The following is a 23,488-nucleotide window of genomic DNA, read 5'->3' on the forward strand; positions in this document are numbered from 1 at the left end:
CAGTTGACCGACCGTGTAGCCCGGTAGAGAGAGGGCGAGTCATGCCGTTCGACGTGTACGTCGCCGAGGGGCCGCAGGCGAATCGGATCCTCCCCAGCTGCCCCGGAGCAGCGTCGTTGGTTGCCGTGTCGGCCGCCCGCGCTGGCATCGACGAGGCATCGATTCTCGCCATGGGCGTAATGGTGGAGCGTGCGCTGTCGTCGGCCGGTTCAACGGCCGATTCGGGTGTCGGTGAGCGCGGGCCGGATGCGTGGGGCCAGGACGTCGTCTCTGGAGCCGCACCGTACGCGCCGACAATCGATGGCGTCCGGTACTCGTGCCGCCTGCCGGGGTGTCAGTGCCCCGGCCGCTCGGACGCGGTGTCTCAGGAAGGAGGACAAGGGCAGGCCTGGGAAGGACTCCATACCAGGTGAACAGCTCGACGTGCCGGTGCTGGAGCGACCGCCGGCGATCGGCGTCATCGAATGCGACGAGGACGACACCCAGGAGGACGCGACGGCGAAAGCGGTGCTCATGGGGGTGCTCGACAGCTTCGATACGCGAGGCGGGAACCGCCGACTATGAGGCTTCTCGGTAGGCGTGCCGAGCGGCAAAAAACACATTGTTCGAAAGGAATGGCAAGGAGCCATGAGTTTTACCACTGAAATCGACCACGATACTTTGAGTAAGGCCCGAGTGCAGTTCGCCACTATTCTGGGCGAGTTCGAGTCGGCCGGGCAAGCATTGTCCGGAGTGCAGCATCAGTTCCCTGCCGCCGTCGAGGGTGAGATCGGCACTGCCATCTACAACGCGGTCGGCAATACGTACGAGCACATCAAGAGCTTGTGCAACATGTTGCAGACCCGCATCATGGATCCGATGGACGCGGCCAGGATCCAGGCCGACGCGGAGGGTATGGACCGGGCGGGTGAGATCGCGCGGCTGGGTAACGACGGCGTGACCGACGTCGGAAACGCCTCTGGCACATGGGCCAACAACCAGATGGAGAACACCTCCGCCATCGGCCAGGATCAGTCGAAGATCGACCTCAATTTCTGACGGCCACGAAACCCGATACAGCTCTAGAAAGGTTTGAGGACAATGGGAAGAATCAAGAACGTCTACGGGCAGGTGGACGGACTCACCGCCGATACCGAACAAATCATCGGCCGCATTCGCGACCAGATCATTCCGGATGTCAAGAAGCGCTGGGATGAGACGCTGGCAACCTTCCAAGGTGACGGCGCCAACGCCTTCTCGGACATCACTCGGGATTTTCACTCCAGGCTGGGTGCGCTCGAGGCTGCCATGGCGCACCTGAACGGAAAGGTGACCAAGATTTCCGGCAGTGGTGGCGATGTGCAGACACTGGATCACCGGCTTTCGGGCCTGTTCACGTAGTCGTCGGGCCGACGCGGTCCCGTCCGCCACCTATGGCCTCGACGGGCGAGTCGCCTGACACTCGTGGTGGGAGAGTTGGAAGCCGAACCGATCTCCATCGATATGAATGTCGATGCCGTCCCTGTTCTCCGGAACATGGATGGCATCGACTTCTTTCTGTCGGCCCCGCTCTTGGGTCGAACATCTCGATGCCGTCGACCAGGGCCCGGTGCATACCGTTGTGACCCGGACGAAACGAGGAGCCGGTACTGCCGAGGGCTACCGTGTGCATCCGGCTGCCGAGGGTCGGCCGCAGTGCCTGTACCGGCAAACGGTCGCGTAGACGCTGCCGACCTGAGGTGCGTGAACGTCGTCGCACAGAGCGGCCGCCGACCGGGCGGCCCGGTTGAGCCCTGAACCTCCTCGGGCCGGATCCGGTGCGGTCCGAGTGGGCGCCGCGGCCCGCAAGATCCCACGTGCAGCCCCATTTTCACGGCATTCCCACCTCTGGGAATGCCTTAGCGTTTTCGATGTACTACTCGCCAAGAGTGGTGCCGGTCGTTAGGAGACTTCCATGTATCTCGCTGTTGATCCGGATCATCTCCCGGTTATCGCTTCCCAGCTCGGCGTCAGCGCGGAGGACTTGATGCTGATGCTCGGTGCGGCCGCGCCCGTCGCTGTCCCGTTTCCGCCGGGTCTCGACGACGTGAGCGCGCTCATTCCCGCCGCATGCGGCAAGCAAGCAGGGTTGTTCTTTCCCACCACGGCGAACGGAGTCGCCATGGGAAGCGAAGGCGCGGTTGCCCTGCCGGAGGTCGGTGTCGCCTTCGCCGCCGGTGACATGGTCGGTGGTACCCAGGTGGACATCGCGTCAGCGGCCATCTAGGCCTGGATAGCCCGAGCGAAAGCTGATGAGATGCTTGCTGTCGTATTCGGCGCGTTGGCACCGGAGGCGATCATCGCCCCGCTGCTCGCCGGCGATGGGGTTACCACGACGCGGTTGACCGCGAATGCCTACAGGGCTATGGCCATGCAATTGAATGCCGCCGCGGCCAACACCGAGGGCTCGATGCTCCAGATGAGCGGGACCTTTCAAGCGCTCACCTCTCAGCAGGCGCAGGCTGCGTTCCGTAAACACGCGGCATGGATGCGTGAGCAGGCCACAGTGGCGGAGACGACCGGCGAGTTGCTGGACCGAGCGGCTGACATCTGCTCCACGGCGAAGGCCGCCATGGCGGCGGTCGCCGCCAAGGTTGCCCAGGTGCGGTTGCAGGAGGGGATCGCGCTCGTCGGCGGCATGGGCCCGTTGAGCGGGCCCGCGGTCGCGGAAGCCGAAGTTGAGTTGCTCGCGCTCAGAGGCGCCGCCCTCGGGGTGATGGCCGGTTACGCCGGGGCACTGGTGCCCACGCTCGCCGCACTGCCGCCGCCGATCGAGGCGCCGCCCATTGTTACCGGCGGTGCAGGGCCGGACCCGCAGACGCAATACCCGTCGTACGACAATCCGGCCAACAATACCGAAAGCGGTCCAACTCAGACGCATACGTCGACCTCGTCGACGAGCGAGAGGTTGACCGGATCGGATAACGGCGGCTCCGAATCGGTCGGCGACAAGACCCCTACCGACACGACCCAACCCACCGATACGACTCAGCCGACGGATCCGACTCAGCCGACCGATCCGACTCAGCCGACGGATCCGGCGAACCCGGGCACCGATCCCGAGCAATTGGCGAACGCGGATCCCAGTAATTGGTCCGGTGATTCGGGAGCGAACGGCGTAGGAGACGGTGCCACAGACCAGTCCTGGCTCTATGGCACGTCGCAGAACTCGCCGACGTTGGCCGGATTGAGTGGTGGGGCCGGGAGTCTCGTCGCGCTGAATATGGCTCGCGGTGGCCTCGGATCGATGCCGGGCGCCTCGACCGGGTTCCGGATGCCCGCCAACTGGACGCCCGGAGCCGGAAGGGCATTCGGCGCCATGCCGCAGCAAGCGGCGTCCGGACCGATGGCCCGCAAGGGCCCGCCACGCGGTGCGGTCGCGCCCAAGGCGCGGATGCGACGACGCCGTAACGACGAGAAGAAGTCGTCGAAGGTGTTCGTACCAGGCGAAGCTCAAGATGTTCCGGTCCTCGAGCAAGCTCCCGTCATCGGGGTCATCGAGTACGACGACCGCGATGACAGGGACGAGCCGACGCCCGAACTGGTACTGGCGGTCGGCGTCATCGAGCCGGACGAAGACGAAGCGGTGCTCGCCTCCGCAGAACCTCCCCGGTGAAGCGCGCCGAGGTCGAATATCGAGTCGAGGGAGATGATCACAATGCATTCGGGGAAGGTGTGGAAGACGATCCAGTAGCAATCGACCTGAATGTCGATGCCGCCCTGCTGTTACAGCATTTGGTCGGCATCGATTCCTATCCGCCGGTATTGGCGCTGCTGCCGAATATCTACCGCATCGAGGATCGGGATCGGGTGCATGCCGTAGTCGCCGCGCAGCTCACCGAAGTGGGTGTGCTCGAGGACGGTCGCGTGCACCCGGTGGTCGAGCATTGGCTCACCAGTCTGTACCGCCCGGATGTGGAAATGGATGTCCGGATCCTGGATACCGGGTTGGATGGCGAGTCGAAGGGAATGCTGCGGATGTCGCTGGTGCGCGCGGGCGAGACCCATGTGCTCGCGGTGCGCTCCGATGACCACGTCGTCATTCAGTCGGTGTTCCAGCAGGACCGCCAGCTCGACACCTTGTCGGCCGCAGTCGCGTCCGCGCTCGGTCCGGCGCAGGCGTTGCGGTTCGAGTCGATCGCCGCGCCGGTCGAGCAATTCGGCGAGATTCCCGACGACCAGGACGAACGGCGGCGTGCCCTGGTGGAACTCGGTGCGGAACCGCATGCCGCCGCGGTGCTGAGCCGGGTTCTGGACGAGGTGGTACGACGGGCGGAGGTGGTGATGATCGAGCACCATGACGGTAGCTCGGCGGAGCCCGAATTCAGCGTGAACGTGCTGGATACCCTGTCGGGGCGAATCATCGTGACGCCGAGCGTCGCGATGGACGGACAGAAGTGGGCGAGATATGCGCCGGGCGACGACGCGGCCTTGCGGTCGGGTATCGGGGCGTTGGTCGACCTGCTGCCCGGTCGAAGTTGGTTCGACACCAGCAGACTGAACTGAACGTCGGACCGTGTTTGTCGAGAGGACGACGGAAATGAACCGAGCACCGAGCATCAACGGTCATTCGGCCGAGTCCGCGCGCGCTCGCGGTGGTTACGACGCGTACTTCGCACCGACGAACGAGCTGAGCGACGCGGCCGTCGCACCCGGCCCCGCCCCCGAGACCCGGCAGGACGCCGACAACCCCACCCTCGTCGACCCCGTGATCGGCGCTCCGCGTGAGCCACGGTCGCCCGCCGGGGAATCCGAGCCACGCTCCACACAGGCGATGGTGACGCCGCCGACTGGCGCGAGCACGCTGCCGCCGCAAATGAATGCGCAGGCAAGCGCGCCGCCGCCCCAGGCGAATGTCCCGCCCGCGCAGACGAGTACGCCACCACCTCAGTTCAATTCCGCTCCGCCGCAGGCGGGCACGCCTTCGCCGGATTACTCGGCGCCGCCCGCGGCAGCGCCGAGAGCAGCGCAACAGTATTCGGCACAGCAGCGGTCCGCCGAGCAGTACCGGGCCGAGCAGCAGTCCGCCACGCCGTCCCAAGCGATCGCGCGCACCGACGCCGCATCCGCGAATCAGGAGTGGTCGTCCGGCTCGGCGACCCCCTGGGTCCCCGAGCGCGTCGACCGCACCGCTTATGAGCCGACGCCGCGGATCGAGGTGCTGCCCGCCGCGCTCAGTTCGATCGAACTGCTCGCCGACATCTCCGCCGCGAAACGCGCGCAGCTGCGCTCCTCCTCGGGAATGCGGGGCGCGCTCAACAAAGTCGGTTTCAACCTCGGGCTCTCGCCCGCCGAACAGCGTGCCGAGGATCGCAAAGCGCGAATCCGGACCCAGCTGACCACTACCTATCAGATCGCGGTGATCAGCGTGAAGGGCGGCGTCGGCCGCACCACCACCGCGGCGACGCTCGGGTCGACCTTCGCGGGCCTGCGCCCGGACCGGGTGGTCGCGATCGACGCGAACCCGGACTTCGGCGATCTCTCCACCCGTACCTGCAGGCACCCGTACGGCCTGACGCTGCGCGATCTGGCGCAGTCCCAGAACCTCGACGCATTCTCCGCGGTGCAGTCGTTCACCTCGATCAATTCCTCCGATCTCGCGGTGATCGCGTCGCCATGGAGCACCGAGGCCACCGAGGCGTTGTCCGGCCGCGAGTACAGCACCGCCGTGGAAGTGCTGCGCAAGCACTTCAATCTGCTGGTGGTCGACTGCGGGACCGGCGTGCTGGATTCGGTCACGTCGACGGTGTTGCAGACCAGCGACGCCGTCGTGGTCGTCACTCCGGCCACCGTCGGCGGCGTGACCGGCGCGGTGGCCACACTGAACTGGCTGAGTTCCCATGGCCTGCAACATTTGATCGCGAAGTCGATCGTCGGCATCGTGCACCATCAGCCGCTGAAGCCGACCGTCGACGTGGACGCGATCGAGAAACTGTTCGAGAGCGCGCAGCGCCCCACCTGTGTGCTGCCCTACGACGCGCACTTGGCCGAGGGCGGCGAGATCGATCTGCGGCTGTTGGAGAAGGAGACCGTGCTCGCGTTCGAAGAGTTGGCCGCATGGCTGGCCGATGGATTCCCTGGATACCTCTCCAGCGGCGCCGACAACTCCGGTGACCGCGGAGGGTGGCGATGAGCGGGCGTAGCGAGCGAATCAGCGAGGCGGAGGCATGAGCACTGCCGTCGCGCCCGCGCCTGCCGGGACGCAGCCGTCGGCGGAGGTCGCACGGGCCCGGATCGCCGTGATGATCTCCACGTATCAGGTCGACGTCGTGGTGCCGACCAAGTTCACCATCGAGACCTTCATCGACGACCTGCTGGTCGTGCTGGCTTCGGCGATCGATGACGAGAACGTCGATTTCACGCCGCCGCAAGGTCAGTGGAGCCTGGCCCGCCCGGGCGAGCCGCCGATTCCACGCTGGCGCAGCCTTGCCGACCACGACATCGACGACGGCACGGTGTTGATGCTGTCGGTCGTCGAGTCGGCCGAGGTGTTCACGCCGGTGGTCGAGGACATCACCGACGCGCTCGCCCTGATCAACGAGCGCGAGTTCGCCGAATTCGACGCGAACACCGCCGCGATTGTCGGTCTGGCCGTGCTCGGCATCGGGGCCTCCGCGGTGGCCGCCATGCTGGCTTGGTCGTGGACCATGACCGGGTCGACCCTGTGGTGCGGCCTGCCCGCCCTGCTGCTCGGCGGGCTGTGCTGGGCGGGCGCCGCGCTGTCGCGCAGGCGCAACGCCGCGGCGACGATCACCCTCGGCCTGACGCTGGCGGCGACGCCGCTGCTGTTCGCCGGAGGGGCGATGCTGGTGCCGCCCGCCTACGACCAGCCGGGGCCGTTCGCCGCGGCCAATCTGGCGGCCGGGGCCGTGGTCGCCGCGGTGGCCGCCGCCACCATGATGCGGTTGAGCAGGATCGGCATCGCGACCCTGATGGCGGTCACGGTGCTCGGCATCGCGCTGACCATCGCGGCCCTGCCGTTGACCTACGTGGATCTGTCCGTCGGGCAGGTCGCCGGCGGCGTGGCGTTCGTCGGCATCGTGTTGTTGACCACGGCGCCACGCTTGGCCGTGGTCATCGCGCGCATCCGGCCGCCGGATCTGCCCGACCCGGGCAACGAGGTCTCCCCGACGACACTGACCGACATCTTCGACGCGGAGACGGTGCGCGAAGGGGACGAGCACACCGCGGTCGGCGAGCGGCAGCGCACTGCCGAGGAGGCCGGTATCGAGGGCCGAGCCCGGCTCGCGGTGACCAGCCTGCGTGGCCTGATCGCCGCGATCTCCACGGTGCTCGCGTCTTCCGCGGTGATCTCGGCCGCGGCCAGCCCCGGTGGGATCCGCGAGATCGTCATGGGCACCGCGATCGGCGGCCTGCTGGCGATGCGCGCTCGCTGGCACCCCGACCGCGTCCAGGCGATCGCGCTGATCGCCGGCTCCGTGGTCACCGTCTGCGGTGTCGGTTTCGTCGAGGTGGGCGCCTACGAGACCCCGGTCGCACGTCTCGTGGTCGGACTCGTGGTGGCGTTGGCGGCGTGCGTGGCGTGTATGGCCGCGCTCCGGCTGCCGGGCAAGCGGCTGTCCCCGGTCACCCGTCGTGTCATCGATCTGGTGGAGTACGCGCTGATCCTGGTGGTTCCGGTGCTCGCCTTCTGGATCATGGGCGTCTACACCGCTATGCGAGGGATCTGATGAAGGTCGGCAGTGCCGCGGTCGCGGTTCTCGCCGGGGTAATGCTGGCGATCACCGCCGCCCCCGCCGTCGCGCTGGAGCCGCCGCAGGTCGTGGTCGGCGCGCCGCCCGCGGACGACCCGCCGGGGCCCGAAGAGCCGATGAAGCAGCAGAAGGGCTGCCTGGCCGCGGGCGCGCTGCCCGATAGCGACCTCAGCCGTACTCCGCCGGCGGAACTGGCGCTGGATCTGCGCCGCGCCAAGGCGCTCAGCCGGGGCGCAGGCGTGACCGTCGCCGTCATCGACACAGGTGTGCAGCCGCACCCGCGCCTGCCCAACCTGGTGGGCGGTGGCGACTATCTCGCCGCGGGTGGCGACGGGCTGTCCGACTGCGACGCACACGGCACGCTGGTCGCCGGAATCATCGGGGCCACCTCCGATCCCGCGGACGGATTCTCCGGTGTGGCGCCGGACGCGCGGATCATCTCCATCCGCACCCGTTCCGGCGCGTTCAGTCCCGAACACCCGAGTTCTGATCCGAGCCAGCGGACCGCCGTCGAGATCCGGACGCTGGCGCGGGCGATCACTCGCGCCGCCAACCAGGGCGCCGGTGTGATCACCGTGTCACTGCCGATCTGTCTGCCGGTGGACGCGCAGCCCGATCAGTCCATGCTGTCGGCGGCCATCGGCTATGCCGTCCACGTGCGCGGCGCGCTCATCGTGGCCGGCGCGGGCAACGCAGGCGGCGGCGCCGGTTGCACGCAGAACCCGGACGTCGACCCGACACGCCCCGCTGACGCGCGCAACTGGCGCGACGTGAAGACGATCTCCACACCAGGATGGTTCGGCGCCGACGTGCTCACGGTCGGTTTCACCACCGCGACCGGCGCGCCCATGCCGGATTCGCTCACCGGACCGTGGGTTTCGGTCGCCGCGCCGGGCACCGGCATCGAATCGCTCGGCCCCGGCGGCGGTGGCCTGATCAACGGCGTCGGCGAACCGGACAAGCTCGTGCCCGTCGGCGGCGCGTCGTTCGCCGCGGCCTACGTCAGCGGTGTGGCCGCCCTGTTGCGCTCGCGCTTCCCCAATGAGACCCCACGCGAGATCGCCTCCCGCCTGCAAGCCAGCGCGCACGCCCCGGGACGCGGAATCGACAACATGGTGGGCGCGGGCATGGTCGATCCGCTCGCCGCCCTGAGCTACCGCACACCGCCGCAGCAACCCGCGGGCCTGTTCCAGTCCTCGGAACTGCCGATGCCTCCTCCGCCGCGCGCGAAGGACCTGCGTCCCGCGATCACCGCGACCGTCGTCATCCTCGCCGCCGTACTGCTCGGCCTGGCCGGCAGCCACTTGAATTCCGCGATGCGGAGGCGCCGGTGAGCTTTCCGAGCGTACGGGTCGCCGGCGTCGAGCGGGGTCCGTTCGCCGCCTTCGTCGTCGTCGGCAGCCCGCTGCTGGTCGGGCTGTCGGCCAAGACGCCGTGGTGGGTGAGCGCGGTGGTGGTCACCGTCCTGGTCGTGACGGTGACCGTCCGGGTGAACGGACGGACCGGTATGCGCTGGTTGCTGGACTGGGTGGCCTACCGCACCGGCCGGACCGCGCGGGCGCGCGAACGCACGCAGACCGCGCGCATTCGCGACGTGCAGGTCGCCGCGGGTGTGTGCGGCGTCAACGAGGCGGGTGACACGCTGATCGCGATGATCCAGCTCGCGCCGAACCTGGATCTGCCCACCGTCATCGCCGAGCGAACCCTCTATACCGAGGACACGATCCCGGTCGACCTGCTGCTTCCGATGCTGGACCACTTCGGCATCGCGGTCGACATCGACATCGTCACGACCGGTCAGCGGGTCCGCTCCAGCGGTAGCTACAGCATGCTCTACGACCAGCTGATCGGCTCGCACCCCGTGGTGGGAGACCGGCTGACCTGGTTGGTGGTCCGGCTCGATCAGGAACGCAATCTGGCGGCGCTGAGCAAGCGCGGGCCGTGCGCGGTGGTCGCCCCGCAAGCGCTGGCCAGCGCCACGCATCGGATCGCGGGCCGCCTGCGCGAGCGGGGTATCGCAGCGCACGCGCTGCCGGCCGCCGCCCTGCGGGACGCGACGCGCCTGCTGCACGCGGGAATCGAACTCTCCGACCTCCAGGAAACCTGGAGCAATCTACAGACGTCGGTGCCGGGCCGGTGTGTGACCAGCTTCCTGATCGACTGGTCCCGGCTGGGCGGGGTGGGTCTGGACGACTGCTGGACCTGGAACCGCGGCCGCACCACACTGGTGGTGAGCCTGACCTCCGACACCGAGGGGCCACGCGCGCTGGTCCGGTTCATCGGTCCGGCTGTCACCACCGAACTGCCGGACTACCTGCGACTACTGGGTGGCGACCAGTCCACGGCCTTGCTGGCATCGTTGCCAACCGGCGACTCGATCCGAGCCCTGCGCGGTTTCGAGTCCGGCGCCGACATCGCGCCGGAGGACCTCGCCGCCGAACTGGCCATCGCGATCGGCCCGAACGGTCAGATCCTCGGTGCGATCAGCGGCCAGCCACGTCACACCCTGGCGTTGCCGCTGTTCGACCCGGCCCGGTTCAACCCGCGCAGACGCACCATCGACGTCCATGCCAAGCTGCCCGTCGCCCAGCAGATCGTCCTGCGGGCGATGGTGGTCGGCGCGGACGTGGAGATCCATTCGGCGCGGCCGGACAGCTGGCGTCAACTGGTTACCGCGGTCGGCGACCCGCGCTCGATGCGCTTGGCCGACCCGGGCGACGGGCACGGCGCAGCAAACGGGGAAGCGGAGACGCCGGCCACCATCGCGGTCTTCGACCATCTGCCGCCGCGTGCGTCCAACGCGCACACGACGGTCACCATCAGCGAGCCCGGCGGTCCGCGCAGGCGCGCTGTCGATCTCGCGATCAACCAGGTCAGCGCGACCGCGGTGGACGTGAGCATCCCGATGCGCACGGTGCGGGTCGACCTGATCGAGCCGAGAGGCGAAACACGATATTTCGATACTGTCGACGGCCCGCCCGCGCATCCCGCGGGGGCATCCGGACCCGTGGTTGCACCTCCGCAACCCGGTGGCCGTCGCGTGAGCTGATGGGAGCGGTCGGTTAATGTCTATCACCGTGGTAGCGGACACCCATTCCGATGGCGGCGAACTCCCTCATCAGGACGCCGGGGACGCGCTGACCCCGAGACAGGCCGCCGCGGCGATCTTCTCCAGCCGATTGTCGGAGCTGATCGCGGAATCCGTCGTCTCCACCGAGGACGGATCGACGCGGTCGCTGACGCTCTACTCACTGGCGCAGCACCTGGAACTGGCCTACCCGGACGTGCCGGTGTCGCAGTCCGGCCTGTACCGGCTGATCCACGGTGACGCGATCCCGCGCCTGGACTTGGTGATCGCGCTGGCTCGCGTCTTCGACGTGCCGCCGGAGTACTTCGTGACCGAGGAGAAGAAGCGCTGACCCGGCCGGTCGGCTGTTCTCTCCAGCGGGAATAGCGGCCGCCTCGGCGAGCGCCGCGGGCCGGATACGATCCGGACATGCCCGCCGAGGACCCGGGAGATGTGTTTCTCCGTCATCGAGGTGCGGTCCTCGACGCACTGCTCGCTGATCCTTCGTTCGGGCCCTCCACGACGTCGTCCACGGTCGGCGCGGATTTCGGCGGCAGCGCCGAGCCGGGTGACAGCGCGGCTATCAGCGTCCAGTCGCTCGGGTTGCCCGATCTCGACTCGCAGCCGATGGACGTCGCGCCGCGGCGCCGCACCGGTGACGGCCCCAAGGCCAGTGAGCGGATTCTCGCGCTGCTGAACGGGCAGGCGCAGGATTCCACTCCGGCTATGGAGTTCGGGAACGACTTCTCCTCGGTCGCCGCGCGATCCACTGCGCAGGCTGAGGCGGAGCCGGAGCCGGAACGTCCGTCCACGGCCTCGGCCAACCGGCTCGCCCCCGCGCAGCAGGTCGCCAAGGACGCGCTCGTCCAGTTGCGCAAACCCAAAGTCGCGTTGATCGTGGCCGCGGTGATCGCCGTGCTGCTGTTGCTGCTGTTGATCACCACCGGCGGTGGTGCGAAGAACACAGCGCAGGACCAGGTTCTGGTGGTCACGCCGCCGCCGACCTCCGCCGCGCCTTCGACCTCGCCCGCTCCGCCGTCGAGCTCGATCATTCAGCCGAAGTCCGCGGAGTCGAAGTGCCCGCCCGGCAGTACCCCCGGCATGGACGCGTTCGGTGGGCAGGCAGGCAAGGCGTGGTCGTGCGTGCGGGCCTACAAGGTCGACGGTCAGGTCATCACCATCGATCTGGGCAAGACCTACCAGATCGATTCGATCGGGATCGTGCCCGGCTGGGACCACATCAGCGCGGACGGCACCGATCAATGGGCGAAATACCGCACCGTCAGCCGGGTTTCATACATGTTCGACGACGGCACCAAGACCGTCTACACGCAGCCGACGCTCGACCAGCGGACCTTGGTTGTGACCAAGCTGGCGCCCGCGGTGAGCGCCTCGAAGATCGTGTTGACCGTGCTCGAGTCCAAGGGCGATTCGTCGATCAACACCACCGCGATCTCCTCCATCGTCATCACGGGGCACTGAGGTGTCCACACTGCCCGAACTCGTCTGCCAGTACTGCGGCCACCGCAACACCGGCGCCGATGCCCGCTGCACCCATTGCGGAGCGCCGCTGCGCTCGGCCGTGGACACGGTGAAGTCCGTCGCGGAGCACCTGCCCGGTCAGGTCGCCGAAGTCGCCGAGAAGGTCGGCGGTGAAGCGAAAAGGTTTGTGGACAAAGCATATCCGCGCTGGCAGTGGCAAGCGGTGGGGGTGCTCGCGCTGCTGATGGTCGTGGCCGTCGTCTGGGGTCTATGGTCCTGTTCGCCGTCCCTGCCGTCGATCGCGCAGGGGAGCGCGCCGGTCCGGGCCATCCCGGATCTCCTCCGCACGGCCGCTAGCTGTCAACCATTGGATTCCGGCGGGCAGCGGGAGAAGTGCGTCATCGCCGCCTCCGACCCGATGCTGTTCGGCAATATCGCGGGCGGCCGGGACATGACCTTCTACGCCGAACTGCTACCGCAGGATCGCCTGGCCGACAGCATCTCTCGATGGCGCGGCGCGGGTGGTACGGCCCTCGTCGACGGTCCTGTCTACGCGGCGATCGGCCCCTCGGCAACCGTCTGGTACGCGGACACCCGGACCGGTCTGCGGTTGGAGACGAGCAACTTCGCCGGTCGAACGGGCGCGCAGACCTTCCTGTCGCGTGCGGGACTGGTCCGCTGACGTAGCAGCGCCCACTTCCGGCGGGGCCCGGAAATACCTGATCCCGGACGCCGCAACCCATGTCCGCGACAGAAAATTATTGTTACACTGTTGATTGTGCCGTTATCCAGCGGTACGTTATGTGAAGTACGAAACACGTACGAGCGCAGTTCTCGGGAAGGCAACGGATCGATGGTGGCAACCACCCAGCAGACGATTTCATCGAAGCGGTTCCGCGATGATCCGACCGATCTGGAAGCGGCGTACTTCCGGTGGATCCAGCCGGGGTCCTCGACGTCGGCGATCACGGATCGGGCCGAGCGGATCTTCCGTCAGCATCTGGAACTGGCGGCCACGCGCGCGCCCGGTTCGGCGACCACCCACGTCTACCGGCCGGACGACAGCGCCGGGGTCGGCGCCGCGATCCAGATCGTCAACGACGACATGCCGTTGCTGGTCGACTCGGTGACCGCCGCGCTGCGCCGCCTGGGCGCCACGGTCACCGAGGTCGTGCATCCGGTGTTCGACGTGTCGCGCGACGCCGACGGCCGGGCGCTGTCCATCGCACCCCGCGACGGTGTGGCCGAACCGGCGGCGGAGACCGACGGTCGGGCGTTGCGCGAGTCGTGGATCCACGTGCAGCTGGGCGCGGGTCTGTCCGACGAACTGGTCGACCGGATCGAACAGGCCCTGCCGCCGCTGCTGGCCGACCTGCGCCGCGTGGCCGACGACACGCCGACCATGGTCGAAGTGCTCAATACCGTTGCCGACCAGCTCGATCAGGCGGCGCAATGGGCGGGCGACGCGGAGATCCCGCAGACCGCCGGTCTGCTGCGTTGGCTGTCGGACGGGCACTTCACCCCGCTCGGCTACGGCTACTACCACTTCCGCCGCTCCGCGCCGAGCGCCGACGCCCCCTTCGAGCCGTGGCAGCTGCCCGGCACCGGGCTCGGCATCCTCGGCAACGGCGCCACCGCGGACATCAGCGTGCCCGTGGTCGGCGCGAAGCGCACCGTGCTGCGGATGGCCAACGGCTCCGTGGACTCGCTGCTGCCTGGCTCCCGCGATCTGTACTTCATCAGCGTGGCCGATTACGGCGCGAGCGACCCGAGCGGCCGTGCGGCCTGGGGCGATACCGTGAAGATGGTCAAGGGCGAACACGTCTTCGTCGGCACCTTCACCGTCGCGGGCCTGCACGAGAACATTCTCGACATCCCCGTCATCTCCCGGCGCGTGCTGCAGGTCATCGAATGGGCGGGCTTCGGCCTGGACTCGTTCTCCGGGCAGGCCATGCTGGAGATGATGCAGTCGTTCCCGCGGGTCGAGCTGTTCTCCACCGACGCGCGCAGGCTGTTCGAAACCGTCTCCGCGGTCATGAATCTGGGTCTGCGGCGGCAGGTGCGGCTGTTCATCCGGCGCGATTCGCGCAGCGACACCATCTACTGCCTGGTCTACATGCCGCGCGACCGCTACTCCACCGAGGTCCGCGTGCGCATGGGCGAGATCCTGCGCGAGCAGTTCGACGCCGAACAGATCGCGTACTCGGCGCGGGCCACCGAATCGGAGCTGGCCGTCGTCTACTTCACGGTGCACCGCAAGCCGGGCGCCGACGCCGCCGACATCTCCGAGGAGAATCGCGAGCGGATCCAGGAGCTGCTGCTGGCGACGACGTGGACCTGGGGCGACCGGCTGGTCGCCGAGGCCGCGGGCGCGTCCGACGTACCGCAGGCGCTGGCCACCGACTACGCGGCGGCCTTCCCCACCGGCTACCAGCAGGAGCACGAGCCCGCGCACGCGCTCACCGATCTGCGCCGCCTCGAGCGGCTGTCCGATGGGGAGATCGACACCGATCTCTACCGCCAGGGCGACTCCGCCGCACCGGAATGGCGTTTCACGCTCTACGTCGCGGGCGAGGGCATCTCGTTGAGCCGCGTGCTGCCGGTGCTGCACAGCCTCGGTGTGGAGGTGGTCGACGAGCGGCCCTACCGTGTCGTGCTGGCGGACCGGCCGGACCGCTGGATCTACGACTTCGGGCTGCGGGTGACCGCGGCGCCGTTGCGGGAAGCGCTCGCCGTCGAGCCGCTCGCGCAGCTGGCGCACTCCGTCGAGGCCGCGTCGCTGCCGGAAACCAGTGTGCGACGGCGTTTCCCGGATGCCGTGACCGCGATGTGGTTCGGCCGCGCCGAAGTCGACGGCCTCAACGAACTGGTCCTGCGCGCCGGCCTGCACTGGCGTGAGGTCGCCCTGCTGCGGGCCTACGCGAAGTACTTGCAGCAAGCCGGATTCGCCTACACCTTCGGCAACATCACCCGCGTGCTGCTCACCCATCCGGCGACGGCGCGGTCGTGCATCGAGTTGTTCGCGGCGTACTTCGACCCGGACGGCGTCGAGGCGGAGGCCGCGGGCCGGGCCGCGGAGATCGCCGAGCGGGTGCAGGCCGAGATCGACGCGGTGGTCAGCCTGGACACCGACCGCATCCTGCGCGCGCTGTTCGGTCTGATCGAGGCGACCCTGCGCACCAACTACTACCGGCGCGACGCGGCCGGAGCCGCGCTGGATTACCTGTCGCTCAAGCTCAATCCGCACGCGATCGCCGAACTGCCCAAGCCGAAGCCGCAGTTCGAGATCTTCGTGTACTCGCCGCGGGTGGAAGGCGTGCACCTGCGCTTCGGTTCGGTCGCGCGTGGCGGTCTGCGGTGGTCGGACCGGTTGGAGGACTTCCGCACCGAGATTCTCGGTCTGGTCAAAGCGCAAGCGGTGAAGAACGCGGTGATCGTGCCGGTCGGCGCCAAGGGCGGTTTCGTGGTCAAGCAGCCACCGGCGGCCACCGGCGATCCGGCGGCCGACCGGCAGGCCTTCGGCGCGGAAGGCGTCGCCTGCTATCGCACGTTCATCTCCGGCCTGCTGGACATCACCGACAACGTCGATCGCGCGACCGGCGAAGTGCTTCCGCCCGCGCAGGTGGTGCGTCGGGACGGTGACGACACCTATCTCGTGGTGGCTGCCGACAAGGGCACCGCGACGTTCTCCGATATCGCCAACGATGTGGCGCAGAGTTACGGTTTCTGGTTGGGTGACGCGTTCGCTTCGGGTGGTTCGGCGGGTTATGACCACAAGGCGATGGGCATCACGGCCAAGGGTGCGTGGGAGAGTGTCAAGCGGCACTTCCGTGAGATGGAGATCGATACCCAGACCCAGGACTTCACGGTGGTCGGTGTCGGCGACATGAGTGGTGACGTGTTCGGCAACGGCATGTTGTTGTCCGAGCACATTCGTCTGGTGGCCGCTTTCGACCACCGCCACATCTTCCTCGACCCGATTCCCGACGCCGCGCGTTCCTATCAGGAGCGGAAGCGGATGTTCGCGTTGCCGAGGTCGTCGTGGGCGGATTACGACACGTCGCTGATCAGCCCCGGCGGCGGCGTCTACGATCGCTCAGCCAAGGCGATCCCGGTGACGCCCGAGGTGCGCGCGGCGCTCGACCTGCCCGCGAGCGTCACCACCCTGTCGCCGCCGGAGATGATCAAAGCCATTCTCCTGGCTCCGGTGGATCTGTTGTGGAACGGCGGTATCGGCACCTACATCAAGGCGAGCACCGAGACCAACGCCGAGGTGGGCGACAAGTCCAACGACGCGGTCCGGGTGAATGCCGACCAGCTCCGGGTCAAAGTGATCGGCGAGGGCGGCAACCTGGGCGCGACGGCGCTGGGCCGGATCGAGTTCTCGCGCAACGGCGGACGGATGAACACCGACGCGCTGGACAACTCGGCGGGCGTGGACTGCTCCGACCACGAGGTCAACATCAAGATCCTGCTCGACGCCGTGGTCTCCAGCGGTGAACTCGCCGTCGACGAGCGCAACCCGTTGCTGGCCTCGATGACCGACGAGGTCTCCGAACTCGTGCTGCGCGACAACATCTCGCAGAACTTCCGGCTCGGGATGTCGCGGGCCGACGCGGCGGGCATGTCCGGGGTGCACGGCAGGCTGATCAACGACCTGGAGCAGCGCCGCGGTCTGGACCGCGAACTCGAGGCACTGCCGACCGAGGCGGAACTGGCTCGCCGCGCCGCCGAGGGGTTCGGGCTCAGCTCGCCCGAGCTGGCGAATCTGATGGCGCACGTCAAACTCTCGCTCAAGGCCGACCTGCTGGCCGGCGATCTGCTCGACAGCGCGGCGTTCGCGTCGGTGCTGCCCGCCTACTTCCCCGCGCCGCTGCGGGAGCGGTTCGCCACGGCGATCGGCAGGCACCCGCTGCGGCGCGAGATCGTGGCCACCGTCGTGATCAACGAGATGGTGGACTACGGCGGCATCACCTACGCCTTCCGGCTCGCGGAAGAGGCCGGGGCGACCACCGACGACGCGGTGCGCGCGTACAAGGCGGCGGTGGAGATCTTCGATCTGCACGCGCTGTGGGAGCGGATCAGGCAGACGCCGATGTCCACGGCGGCGCGCAACGAGCTGGAGCTGGAGACCAAGCGCACGCTGGATCGGGCCGCGCGCTGGCTGCTGTCCAACCGGCCGCAGCCGATCGCGATCGGCGCGGACATCGCCAGGTACCGCGACGGCGTGCGCGCCCTCTCCGGCCAGGTCCCCGGGTGGCTGACCGGCTACCTCAGCGACGACCTCGCCGAGCGTTCGCGGCGGTCGATCACCCGCGGCGCGCCGCGGGAACTCGCCGAGGAAGCGTTCGGCTTGATCCACCGCTTCCCGCTGCTGGACGTGATCGACCTGGCCGACATCGCCGATCGCGATCCCGCCGAGGTCGCGGCGCTGTACTACGCGCTCAACGAGCACTTCCAGATCGAACGGCTGGTGACCGCGGTGGGCGAGCTGGAGCGCGGCGGGCGCTGGCGGGCGCTGGCCCGGCTGGCGGTCCGCGAGGATCTCTACGATTCGCTGCGGTCGCTGACCCGCGACGTACTGACCGCGACCGAACCGCAGGACAGCACCGCGGAGAAGATCGCGTACTGGGAATCGACCAACCGGTCCCGGCTGGCCCGTGCCGGCGCGGCGCTGGCGCAGATCTTCGCGTCCGAGACGCACGATCTCGCGGCGCTCTCGGTGGCAGCGCGGCAGGTGCGCGGCATGGTCAGCGGCGGTGAGTCGACCGTCGCACCGACGGTCGCGGGCTGATCTTCCACCCGATGCCCGGAGGCAGGCGCTCGGCGTCAGCCTCCGGGCATCGGCGTTCCGCAGTTGCCGCAGAACTTGGCGCCGGGCGTCGCTTCCGAACCGCAGTTCGGGCAGTGCCGCGGTTGCGGGGCGAGACGCGCCCCGCAGTTCATGCAGAACTTCGCGCCCGCGGGATTCGCGGACTGGCAAGCGGCGCACGACGTCTGGGCCGTCTCGGGCGCGGCGGCGGGCAATTGCGGCGCGGGGGAGGGGCTGCCGACGTGATGGCCGATCGCGTTCAAACTCAGCGCCGCGCCGAGGAATCCGCCTTCGACGCCGTGGTGGTGCCCGCGCGCGAAGCCTTGGCTCGCGCCGAGTGCGAGCTCGCCCGCGGCATAGCGCTGGAAATCGCCGGTGAGGTTGATGTACTTGACGTCTTTGGCCAGCCGCTTCAGCCGGTCGGCGTCCTCCGGCGCGAGGCTGATGTCGAAGTTACCCATCCGCGGGATGCGCAGCCCGTATTCGTAGAGCGCGGTGTTGGTCTGGCGCAACACGGCCTGCTCGATGGGTTGCAGCTGTGCCGAGAGGCCCAGCACCGGCCAGTCGCCGCCTGCGACCCCCCGGGTCACCGCCATCTTCATGGATTTGAGCAGCAGGTCGGCGCACCAGTTCTGCACCCGTTCCTGGTCGGTGAGATCGGCCGTGCCCGCGAGCGCGGTGAGCAGTTCGGCCGGATCGCGGACGCTCACGGCGAATTCGCCGAAGACGCGCAGCGTCACCACCTGCTCGCTGACCGGGTCGAGGATGTCGTCCAGTCGGCCGCCGAAGCGAATCCCCGGAAACTCGCGCGTGGAGACGAAATACAGTTCGGCGCGGTAGTAGTTGCCGCCGGTGAGGGTGTCGACGAGCGCGCCGAGCACCGGTAGCTCGTCGGCGTCGATGCGGTGGCGTCCCGGGCCCATCGCGCCCACCACACGCCCGGACTTCAGGAAGAGGGCGATCTGGTCGGCGTTGACCATCGCGCGGCTGTACCGGCGGATGTTGACGTCCGGCCACTTGTAGACCAATTGGTTCTTGCGGTCCTCGGGGACCGCGATGAATTCCCGCTCGAACCAGGCCATCTGCGCTCCCTCATCCGATTCGTCTCATCTAGCGTACCGATACGCGGTGGCACGATCAACGAATGTCGCGGCGATCGTCGCTGATCGGACGCCCTTTTTTCAAAGACTTTGATGTCCAGCGTGTTACAAGTCGCGACTCGCTATTGAACGTGCCGCTACATAACGGTACATTGAGCGAAGTTATGATCGCCGTCACGTGAAAGGCCACCGCCATGACCACAGTTCGACCACCCGCGGATGCGCCCGCGCAGGCTGCCGCGCTCGAAGACGAGGACTCGGGCTATCACAAGTCGCTGCGCCCGCGTCAGCTGCAGATGATCGCGATCGGTGGGGCGATCGGCACCGGCCTGTTCCTCGGCGCGGGTGGCCGGCTGGCCAGCGCGGGCCCCGGCCTGTTCATCGTGTACGCCATCTGCGGCGTGTTCGTGTTCTTCATCCTGCGGGCGCTCGGTGAGCTGGTGCTGCATCGCCCCTCCTCGGGATCGTTCGTCTCCTACGCCCGCGAGTTCTACGGCGAGAAGCTGGCGTTCGCTGTCGGGTGGATGTACTTCTTCCACTGGTGCATGACCGGGATCGTAGACATCACCGCCATCGCGACGTATGTCCATTACTGGGGAGCGTTCGAGGCGATACCGCAGTGGACGATCGCCCTGGTCTCGCTCGCGATCGTGGTCAGCATCAACCTGGTCTCGGTGAAGTGGTTCGGCGAGCTCGAGTTCTGGGCCGCGCTGATCAAGGTGGTCGCGCTGGTGACCTTCCTGATCGTCGGCACGGTGTTCCTCGCGGGTCGCTTCAAGATCGACGGCCAGACCACAGGTCCGAGCGTGATCGCCGACCACGGCGGGCTGTTCCCGACCGGGATCCTCCCGCTGGTCCTGGTCACCACCGGTGTCGTATTCGCCTACGCCGCAGTGGAACTGGTCGGCACCGCGGCCGGTGAGGCGGAGAACCCGGAGAAGATCATGCCGCGCGCGATCAATTCGGTGATCGCCCGGATCGCGCTGTTCTACGTGGGTTCGCTGGTCCTGCTCGCGTTGCTGCTGCCCTACACCGCGTTCAAGAACGGCGAGAGCCCCTTCGTCACCTTCTTCTCGCGGCTCGGCGTGGAGGGCGCGGGCTCCGTGATGAACCTGGTCGTGCTGACCGCGGCGTTCTCCAGCCTGAACGCCGGTCTCTACTCGACCGGCCGCATCCTGCGCTCGATGTCGATGAACGGCAGCGCGCCCACCATCGCGGCGCGGATGTCCAGTGGCGGCGTGCCCTACGTCGGCATCCTCGCCACCGGCGCGGTCGCGCTCATCGGCGTCGGCCTGAACGCGGTGGTGCCGGATCAGGCCTTCGAGATCGTGCTGAACATGTCGGCGCTGGGCACCATCTTCGCGTGGACCGCCATCGTGGTCTGCCAGCTGCAGCTGTGGCGCTGGTCGCGCACCGGCCGCGCGCAGCGTCCGTCGTTCCGGCTGATCGGCGCGCCGTTCACGAGCTTCGCGACGCTGGTGTTCCTCGCCGTCGTGGTCGGGCTGATGGCCTTCAGCGACGACCACGTGCAGCGCGGTGCGGTGATCGCGATGGTCGTCATCATGGCCCCCGCGCTGGTGGGCGGCTGGTTCCTCGCCCGAAAGCGGGTGCTGCAGATCGCGGAGATCCGCCAGGGCATCACCGGTCAGTTCCCGGTCCTGGCCGAGCGCCCGCGCCGCGAATCGGGCGATCCGGTGGTGATCCTCGACAAGCCCGACGAAGAGTAAGGCAGTATCCGCCCCGGGCCGTTCGTCCGGGGCGGATCTATTCCCAATGTCGGGAACAAAACCAGCGCGCATCGACAGGCGACGGACCAGAATGAAACCGCGATCACACGGCGGGTCTGAGAGGTTCGTATGCCGGAGCACCCCAGCGCATCCGACCGTCCACTTGCGCACCCTTGGGCGAATCGGCGCATGCGCGGTACCGACGTGCCCCGGCGAACTGCTCACCCCTGGGCAACTCGGCACCTGCTCAAGACCGAAGTGCCTCCGCTACCACCCAATCCGTGGTCGACTCCACGGTATGTCGAGAAACCACGTGCCGTGGCAGTCGACTCGGTTCCGAGCGCCGTCGAACCGGCCGACCGGGACGGCGACGAGCACACCATCGGGACCGCCGAGTTGTTGCTCGGCGCACTCGAGTCCGACCCCGGTTCCGGGCGCAGCGCGCGCTCGCGGCCGAGCGGGCGCAGACTGGGCGGCGGCCTGGTGTCCATGCCCAAGGTGAGCCCCCTCGACCCGCGCACCGCGGTGATGCAGAACCCGGAAGTGCCCGAGCACAAACGGTTTTGCTGGAAATGCCAGCAGCCGGTCGGCCGCACCACCGAAGCGCGGCCCGGCGCCGTAGAAGGCGAATGCGGAAGATGCGCTTCGCCGTTCAACTTCCGGCCCCTGCTCCAGCCGGGGGAGATGGTCGCCGACCAGTACGAAGTGCAGGGCTGCCTGGCCCACGGCGGGCTCGGATGGATCTACCTTGCGATCGATCGCAATGTGAGCGACCGCTGGGTGGTGTTGAAGGGGTTGCAGAACCCGCTCGACTTCGAGGCGCACGTGGTGGCCCTCGCCGAACGCCAATTCCTTTCCGAGGTGGCCTATCCCGGCATCGTCAAGATCCACAACTTCGTCAAGCACCGTTCCGGGCGCGACGTGGCCGACGGCTACATCGTCATGGAGTACGTCGGCGGACGCTCGCTGAAGAAAATGCTGGATCTGCGTGCGCCGGAACGTATTCCGGCGTCCGAGGCGATCGCATTCATGATGGAGATCCTGCCCGCGCTGGACTATCTGCACTCGTTCGGCCTGGCCTACAACGATCTCAAGCCCGACAACATCATGGTCAGCGAGGACGAGGTCAAGCTGATCGACCTCGGCGCGGTGGCCGCGATGGAGTCCTACGGCAGCATCTACGGCACCCCGGGCTATCAGGCGCCCGAGATCACCGAGACCGGCCCGACGGTCGCCTCGGACATCTACACCGTGGGGCGGACGCTGGCCGCGCTGGTGCTGGACATGCCCAAGAACGCCGACGGACACCAACTGCCCGGCGTCCCTTCGCCGGACGATCAGCCGCTGCTGCGGGAATATCCGGCGTTGCGCAGGCTGCTGTGCCGGGCGACCGATCCGGATCCGCGGCGCCGCTTCCCGACCGCCTACGCGATGTACGGCCAGCTCGCCGGCGTGCTGCGGATGGTGCTGGCCTACGACACCGGGAAGGAACATCCGCAGGCGTCGCTGGAATTCGGCGCGATGCGCGGCGATTTCGGGATCGAGACGTTGATCGGCCAGACCGACGGCATGACCGACGGGCGGCATCGCCTGCCCGCGCTGGACGCGCCGAGCGTCGTCGCCGCCCTGCCGGTGCCGCTGATCGACAGCGAGGATCCCAGCGCCGATCTGCTGTCCACACTGCTGCACGGCGATCCGAGGCACGCCCTGGACGCGTTGCGCCGCACCGCCGACCGGATCGTCTCCGGGACCATCCCGGAGCCGGAGACGTTCGAACTGGAGGGCACGCTCACCGCGGTGCGCGCGCACCTGGACCTGGGCGAGGTGGTGCCCGCCTGCGACCGGCTCGCCGATCTGCGGCCGGACTACGGCACGGACTGGCGCATCGAGTGGTACTCGGCCGTCGCCGCCTTGCTGGACGGGCAGTACGAGCGCGCCTACGAGTACTTCGACCTGGTGCACGGCATGCTGCCCGGTGAGATCGCCCCCGCGCTGGCGCTGGCGGCCACCGCCGAGCTCACCCTCCAGCATCTCGGGGATGCCGCGGGCGACCACTGGCATCGGCTCGCCGAGGAGTACTACCGCACGGTCTGGCGGACCAATCACGGCGTGGTGAGCGCGGCGTTCGGCCTGGCCCGCAGGCTCGCCGCCGACGGCGGCCTGCTGGAAGCCGTCGAGGTGCTCGATCAGGTGCCGGAGGCGTCGCGGTATCAGAACGTGGCGCGCATGACCGGGTGTCTGCTGCTGGTCTCGCAACCGATCCCGGAGACCACCGAGGCCGACCTGCTGGAGGCGGCCGCGCGGCTGGACGCCGCGCCGGACGAACCGCGGGCGCTGCAACTGCAGGTGATCGTGGTGGGCGCGGCGCTGGAGTGGGTGCGCGCGGGCGGTCAGGCCGCCACTGCGGAGGCCACCCTGCTCGGTTTCCCGTTCACCCCGCTGGGGCTGCAACGCGGGCTCGAGTCGAGCCTCCGGGCGCTGGCCCGGATCGCCCCGCACCGGCTGCACCGTTACCGCCTTGTCGACCTGGCCAACTACGTGCGGCCGAAGTCGAGGTGGTGAGCGGT

At 68.2% G+C, this 23,488-nt stretch carries 17 protein-coding genes; 16 read left to right on the plus strand and 1 reads right to left on the minus strand.

The window, feature by feature from the left end:
- The first annotated feature begins 423 nt into the window (after nt 1-423).
- The 14 genes from ACIHAX_RS11865 (at nt 424) to ACIHAX_RS11930 (ending at nt 18,076) form a co-directional block, all read left to right on the plus strand.
- Nucleotides 424-564, plus strand: coding sequence for a hypothetical protein (locus ACIHAX_RS11865; RefSeq protein ID WP_364431845.1), 141 nt, complete (start codon nt 424-426; stop codon nt 562-564).
- 63 nt (nt 565-627) lie between these two features.
- The gene (locus ACIHAX_RS11870; RefSeq protein WP_364431848.1) at nt 628-1,038 is read left to right on the plus strand and encodes a hypothetical protein; all 411 of its coding nucleotides are present in this window, start codon (nt 628-630) and stop codon (nt 1,036-1,038) included.
- Nucleotides 1,039-1,080: 42 nt separating this feature from the next.
- Complete coding sequence (locus ACIHAX_RS11875) at nt 1,081-1,380, plus strand: hypothetical protein (protein WP_364431851.1); 300 nt, start codon at nt 1,081-1,083, stop codon at nt 1,378-1,380.
- Nucleotides 1,381-1,933: 553 nt separating this feature from the next.
- A complete protein-coding gene (locus ACIHAX_RS11880; RefSeq protein ID WP_364431854.1) occupies nt 1,934-2,245 on the plus strand; it encodes a PE domain-containing protein in 312 nt (103 codons plus the stop codon).
- Between the two features lie 30 nt (nt 2,246-2,275).
- Complete coding sequence (locus tag ACIHAX_RS11885; RefSeq protein ID WP_364431857.1) at nt 2,276-3,634, plus strand: PPE domain-containing protein; 1,359 nt, start codon at nt 2,276-2,278, stop codon at nt 3,632-3,634.
- A 59-nt stretch (nt 3,635-3,693) separates the two neighbouring features.
- Nucleotides 3,694-4,524 (plus strand): ESX secretion-associated protein EspG, encoded by an 831-nt coding sequence (locus tag ACIHAX_RS11890; protein ID WP_364431860.1) that lies wholly within the window; start codon nt 3,694-3,696, stop codon nt 4,522-4,524.
- A gap of 34 nt (nt 4,525-4,558) precedes the next feature.
- Nucleotides 4,559-6,151, plus strand: coding sequence for an AAA family ATPase (locus ACIHAX_RS11895; protein WP_364431863.1), 1,593 nt, complete (start codon nt 4,559-4,561; stop codon nt 6,149-6,151).
- Nucleotides 6,152-6,185: 34 nt separating this feature from the next.
- Entirely contained in the window at nt 6,186-7,709 is a 1,524-nt protein-coding gene (eccD, locus tag ACIHAX_RS11900) for a type VII secretion integral membrane protein EccD (RefSeq protein WP_364431866.1), read from the plus strand.
- Entirely contained in the window at nt 7,709-9,067 is a 1,359-nt protein-coding gene (mycP, locus tag ACIHAX_RS11905; protein WP_364431869.1) for a type VII secretion-associated serine protease mycosin, read from the plus strand. The genes eccD and mycP overlap by 1 nt, the downstream gene beginning before the upstream one ends.
- Nucleotides 9,064-10,782: a type VII secretion protein EccE gene (gene eccE, locus ACIHAX_RS11910; protein WP_397277232.1), complete on the plus strand. Its 1,719-nt coding sequence runs from the start codon at nt 9,064-9,066 to the stop codon at nt 10,780-10,782. The genes mycP and eccE overlap by 4 nt, the downstream gene beginning before the upstream one ends.
- A 16-nt stretch (nt 10,783-10,798) precedes the next feature.
- Nucleotides 10,799-11,152 (plus strand): helix-turn-helix domain-containing protein, encoded by a 354-nt coding sequence (locus ACIHAX_RS11915; RefSeq protein ID WP_039804933.1) that lies wholly within the window; start codon nt 10,799-10,801, stop codon nt 11,150-11,152.
- A 77-nt stretch (nt 11,153-11,229) separates the two neighbouring features.
- The gene (locus ACIHAX_RS11920; RefSeq protein WP_364431876.1) at nt 11,230-12,282 is read left to right on the plus strand and encodes a discoidin domain-containing protein; all 1,053 of its coding nucleotides are present in this window, start codon (nt 11,230-11,232) and stop codon (nt 12,280-12,282) included.
- A 1-nt stretch (nt 12,283) separates the two neighbouring features.
- Nucleotides 12,284-12,964, plus strand: a complete 681-nt coding sequence (locus ACIHAX_RS11925) for a hypothetical protein (RefSeq protein ID WP_364431879.1) — start codon at nt 12,284-12,286, stop codon at nt 12,962-12,964.
- A gap of 171 nt (nt 12,965-13,135) precedes the next feature.
- On the plus strand, nt 13,136-18,076 hold the full coding sequence (locus ACIHAX_RS11930) for an NAD-glutamate dehydrogenase (RefSeq protein ID WP_397277461.1): 4,941 nt from the start codon (nt 13,136-13,138) through the stop codon (nt 18,074-18,076).
- A 35-nt stretch (nt 18,077-18,111) separates the two neighbouring features.
- Here the strand turns inward: ACIHAX_RS11930 and ACIHAX_RS11935 are convergent, their stop codons facing one another.
- A complete protein-coding gene (locus ACIHAX_RS11935; RefSeq protein ID WP_355072211.1) occupies nt 18,112-19,176 on the minus strand; it encodes an SPFH domain-containing protein in 1,065 nt (354 codons plus the stop codon).
- Between the two features lie 212 nt (nt 19,177-19,388).
- Here ACIHAX_RS11935 and ACIHAX_RS11940 point away from each other — a divergent pair, with 212 nt between their 5' ends.
- Both ACIHAX_RS11940 and ACIHAX_RS11945 read left to right on the plus strand, forming a co-directional pair.
- Nucleotides 19,389-20,921, plus strand: a complete 1,533-nt coding sequence (locus ACIHAX_RS11940; RefSeq protein WP_397277236.1) for an amino acid permease — start codon at nt 19,389-19,391, stop codon at nt 20,919-20,921.
- A gap of 258 nt (nt 20,922-21,179) precedes the next feature.
- Entirely contained in the window at nt 21,180-23,483 is a 2,304-nt protein-coding gene (locus ACIHAX_RS11945; RefSeq protein WP_379254592.1) for a tetratricopeptide repeat protein, read from the plus strand.
- The last annotated feature ends 5 nt before the right edge of the window (nt 23,484-23,488 follow it).

The sequence above is a fragment of the Nocardia sp. NPDC051929 genome (assembly GCF_044548645.1).
Classification (GTDB): domain Bacteria; phylum Actinomycetota; class Actinomycetes; order Mycobacteriales; family Mycobacteriaceae; genus Nocardia; species Nocardia sichangensis.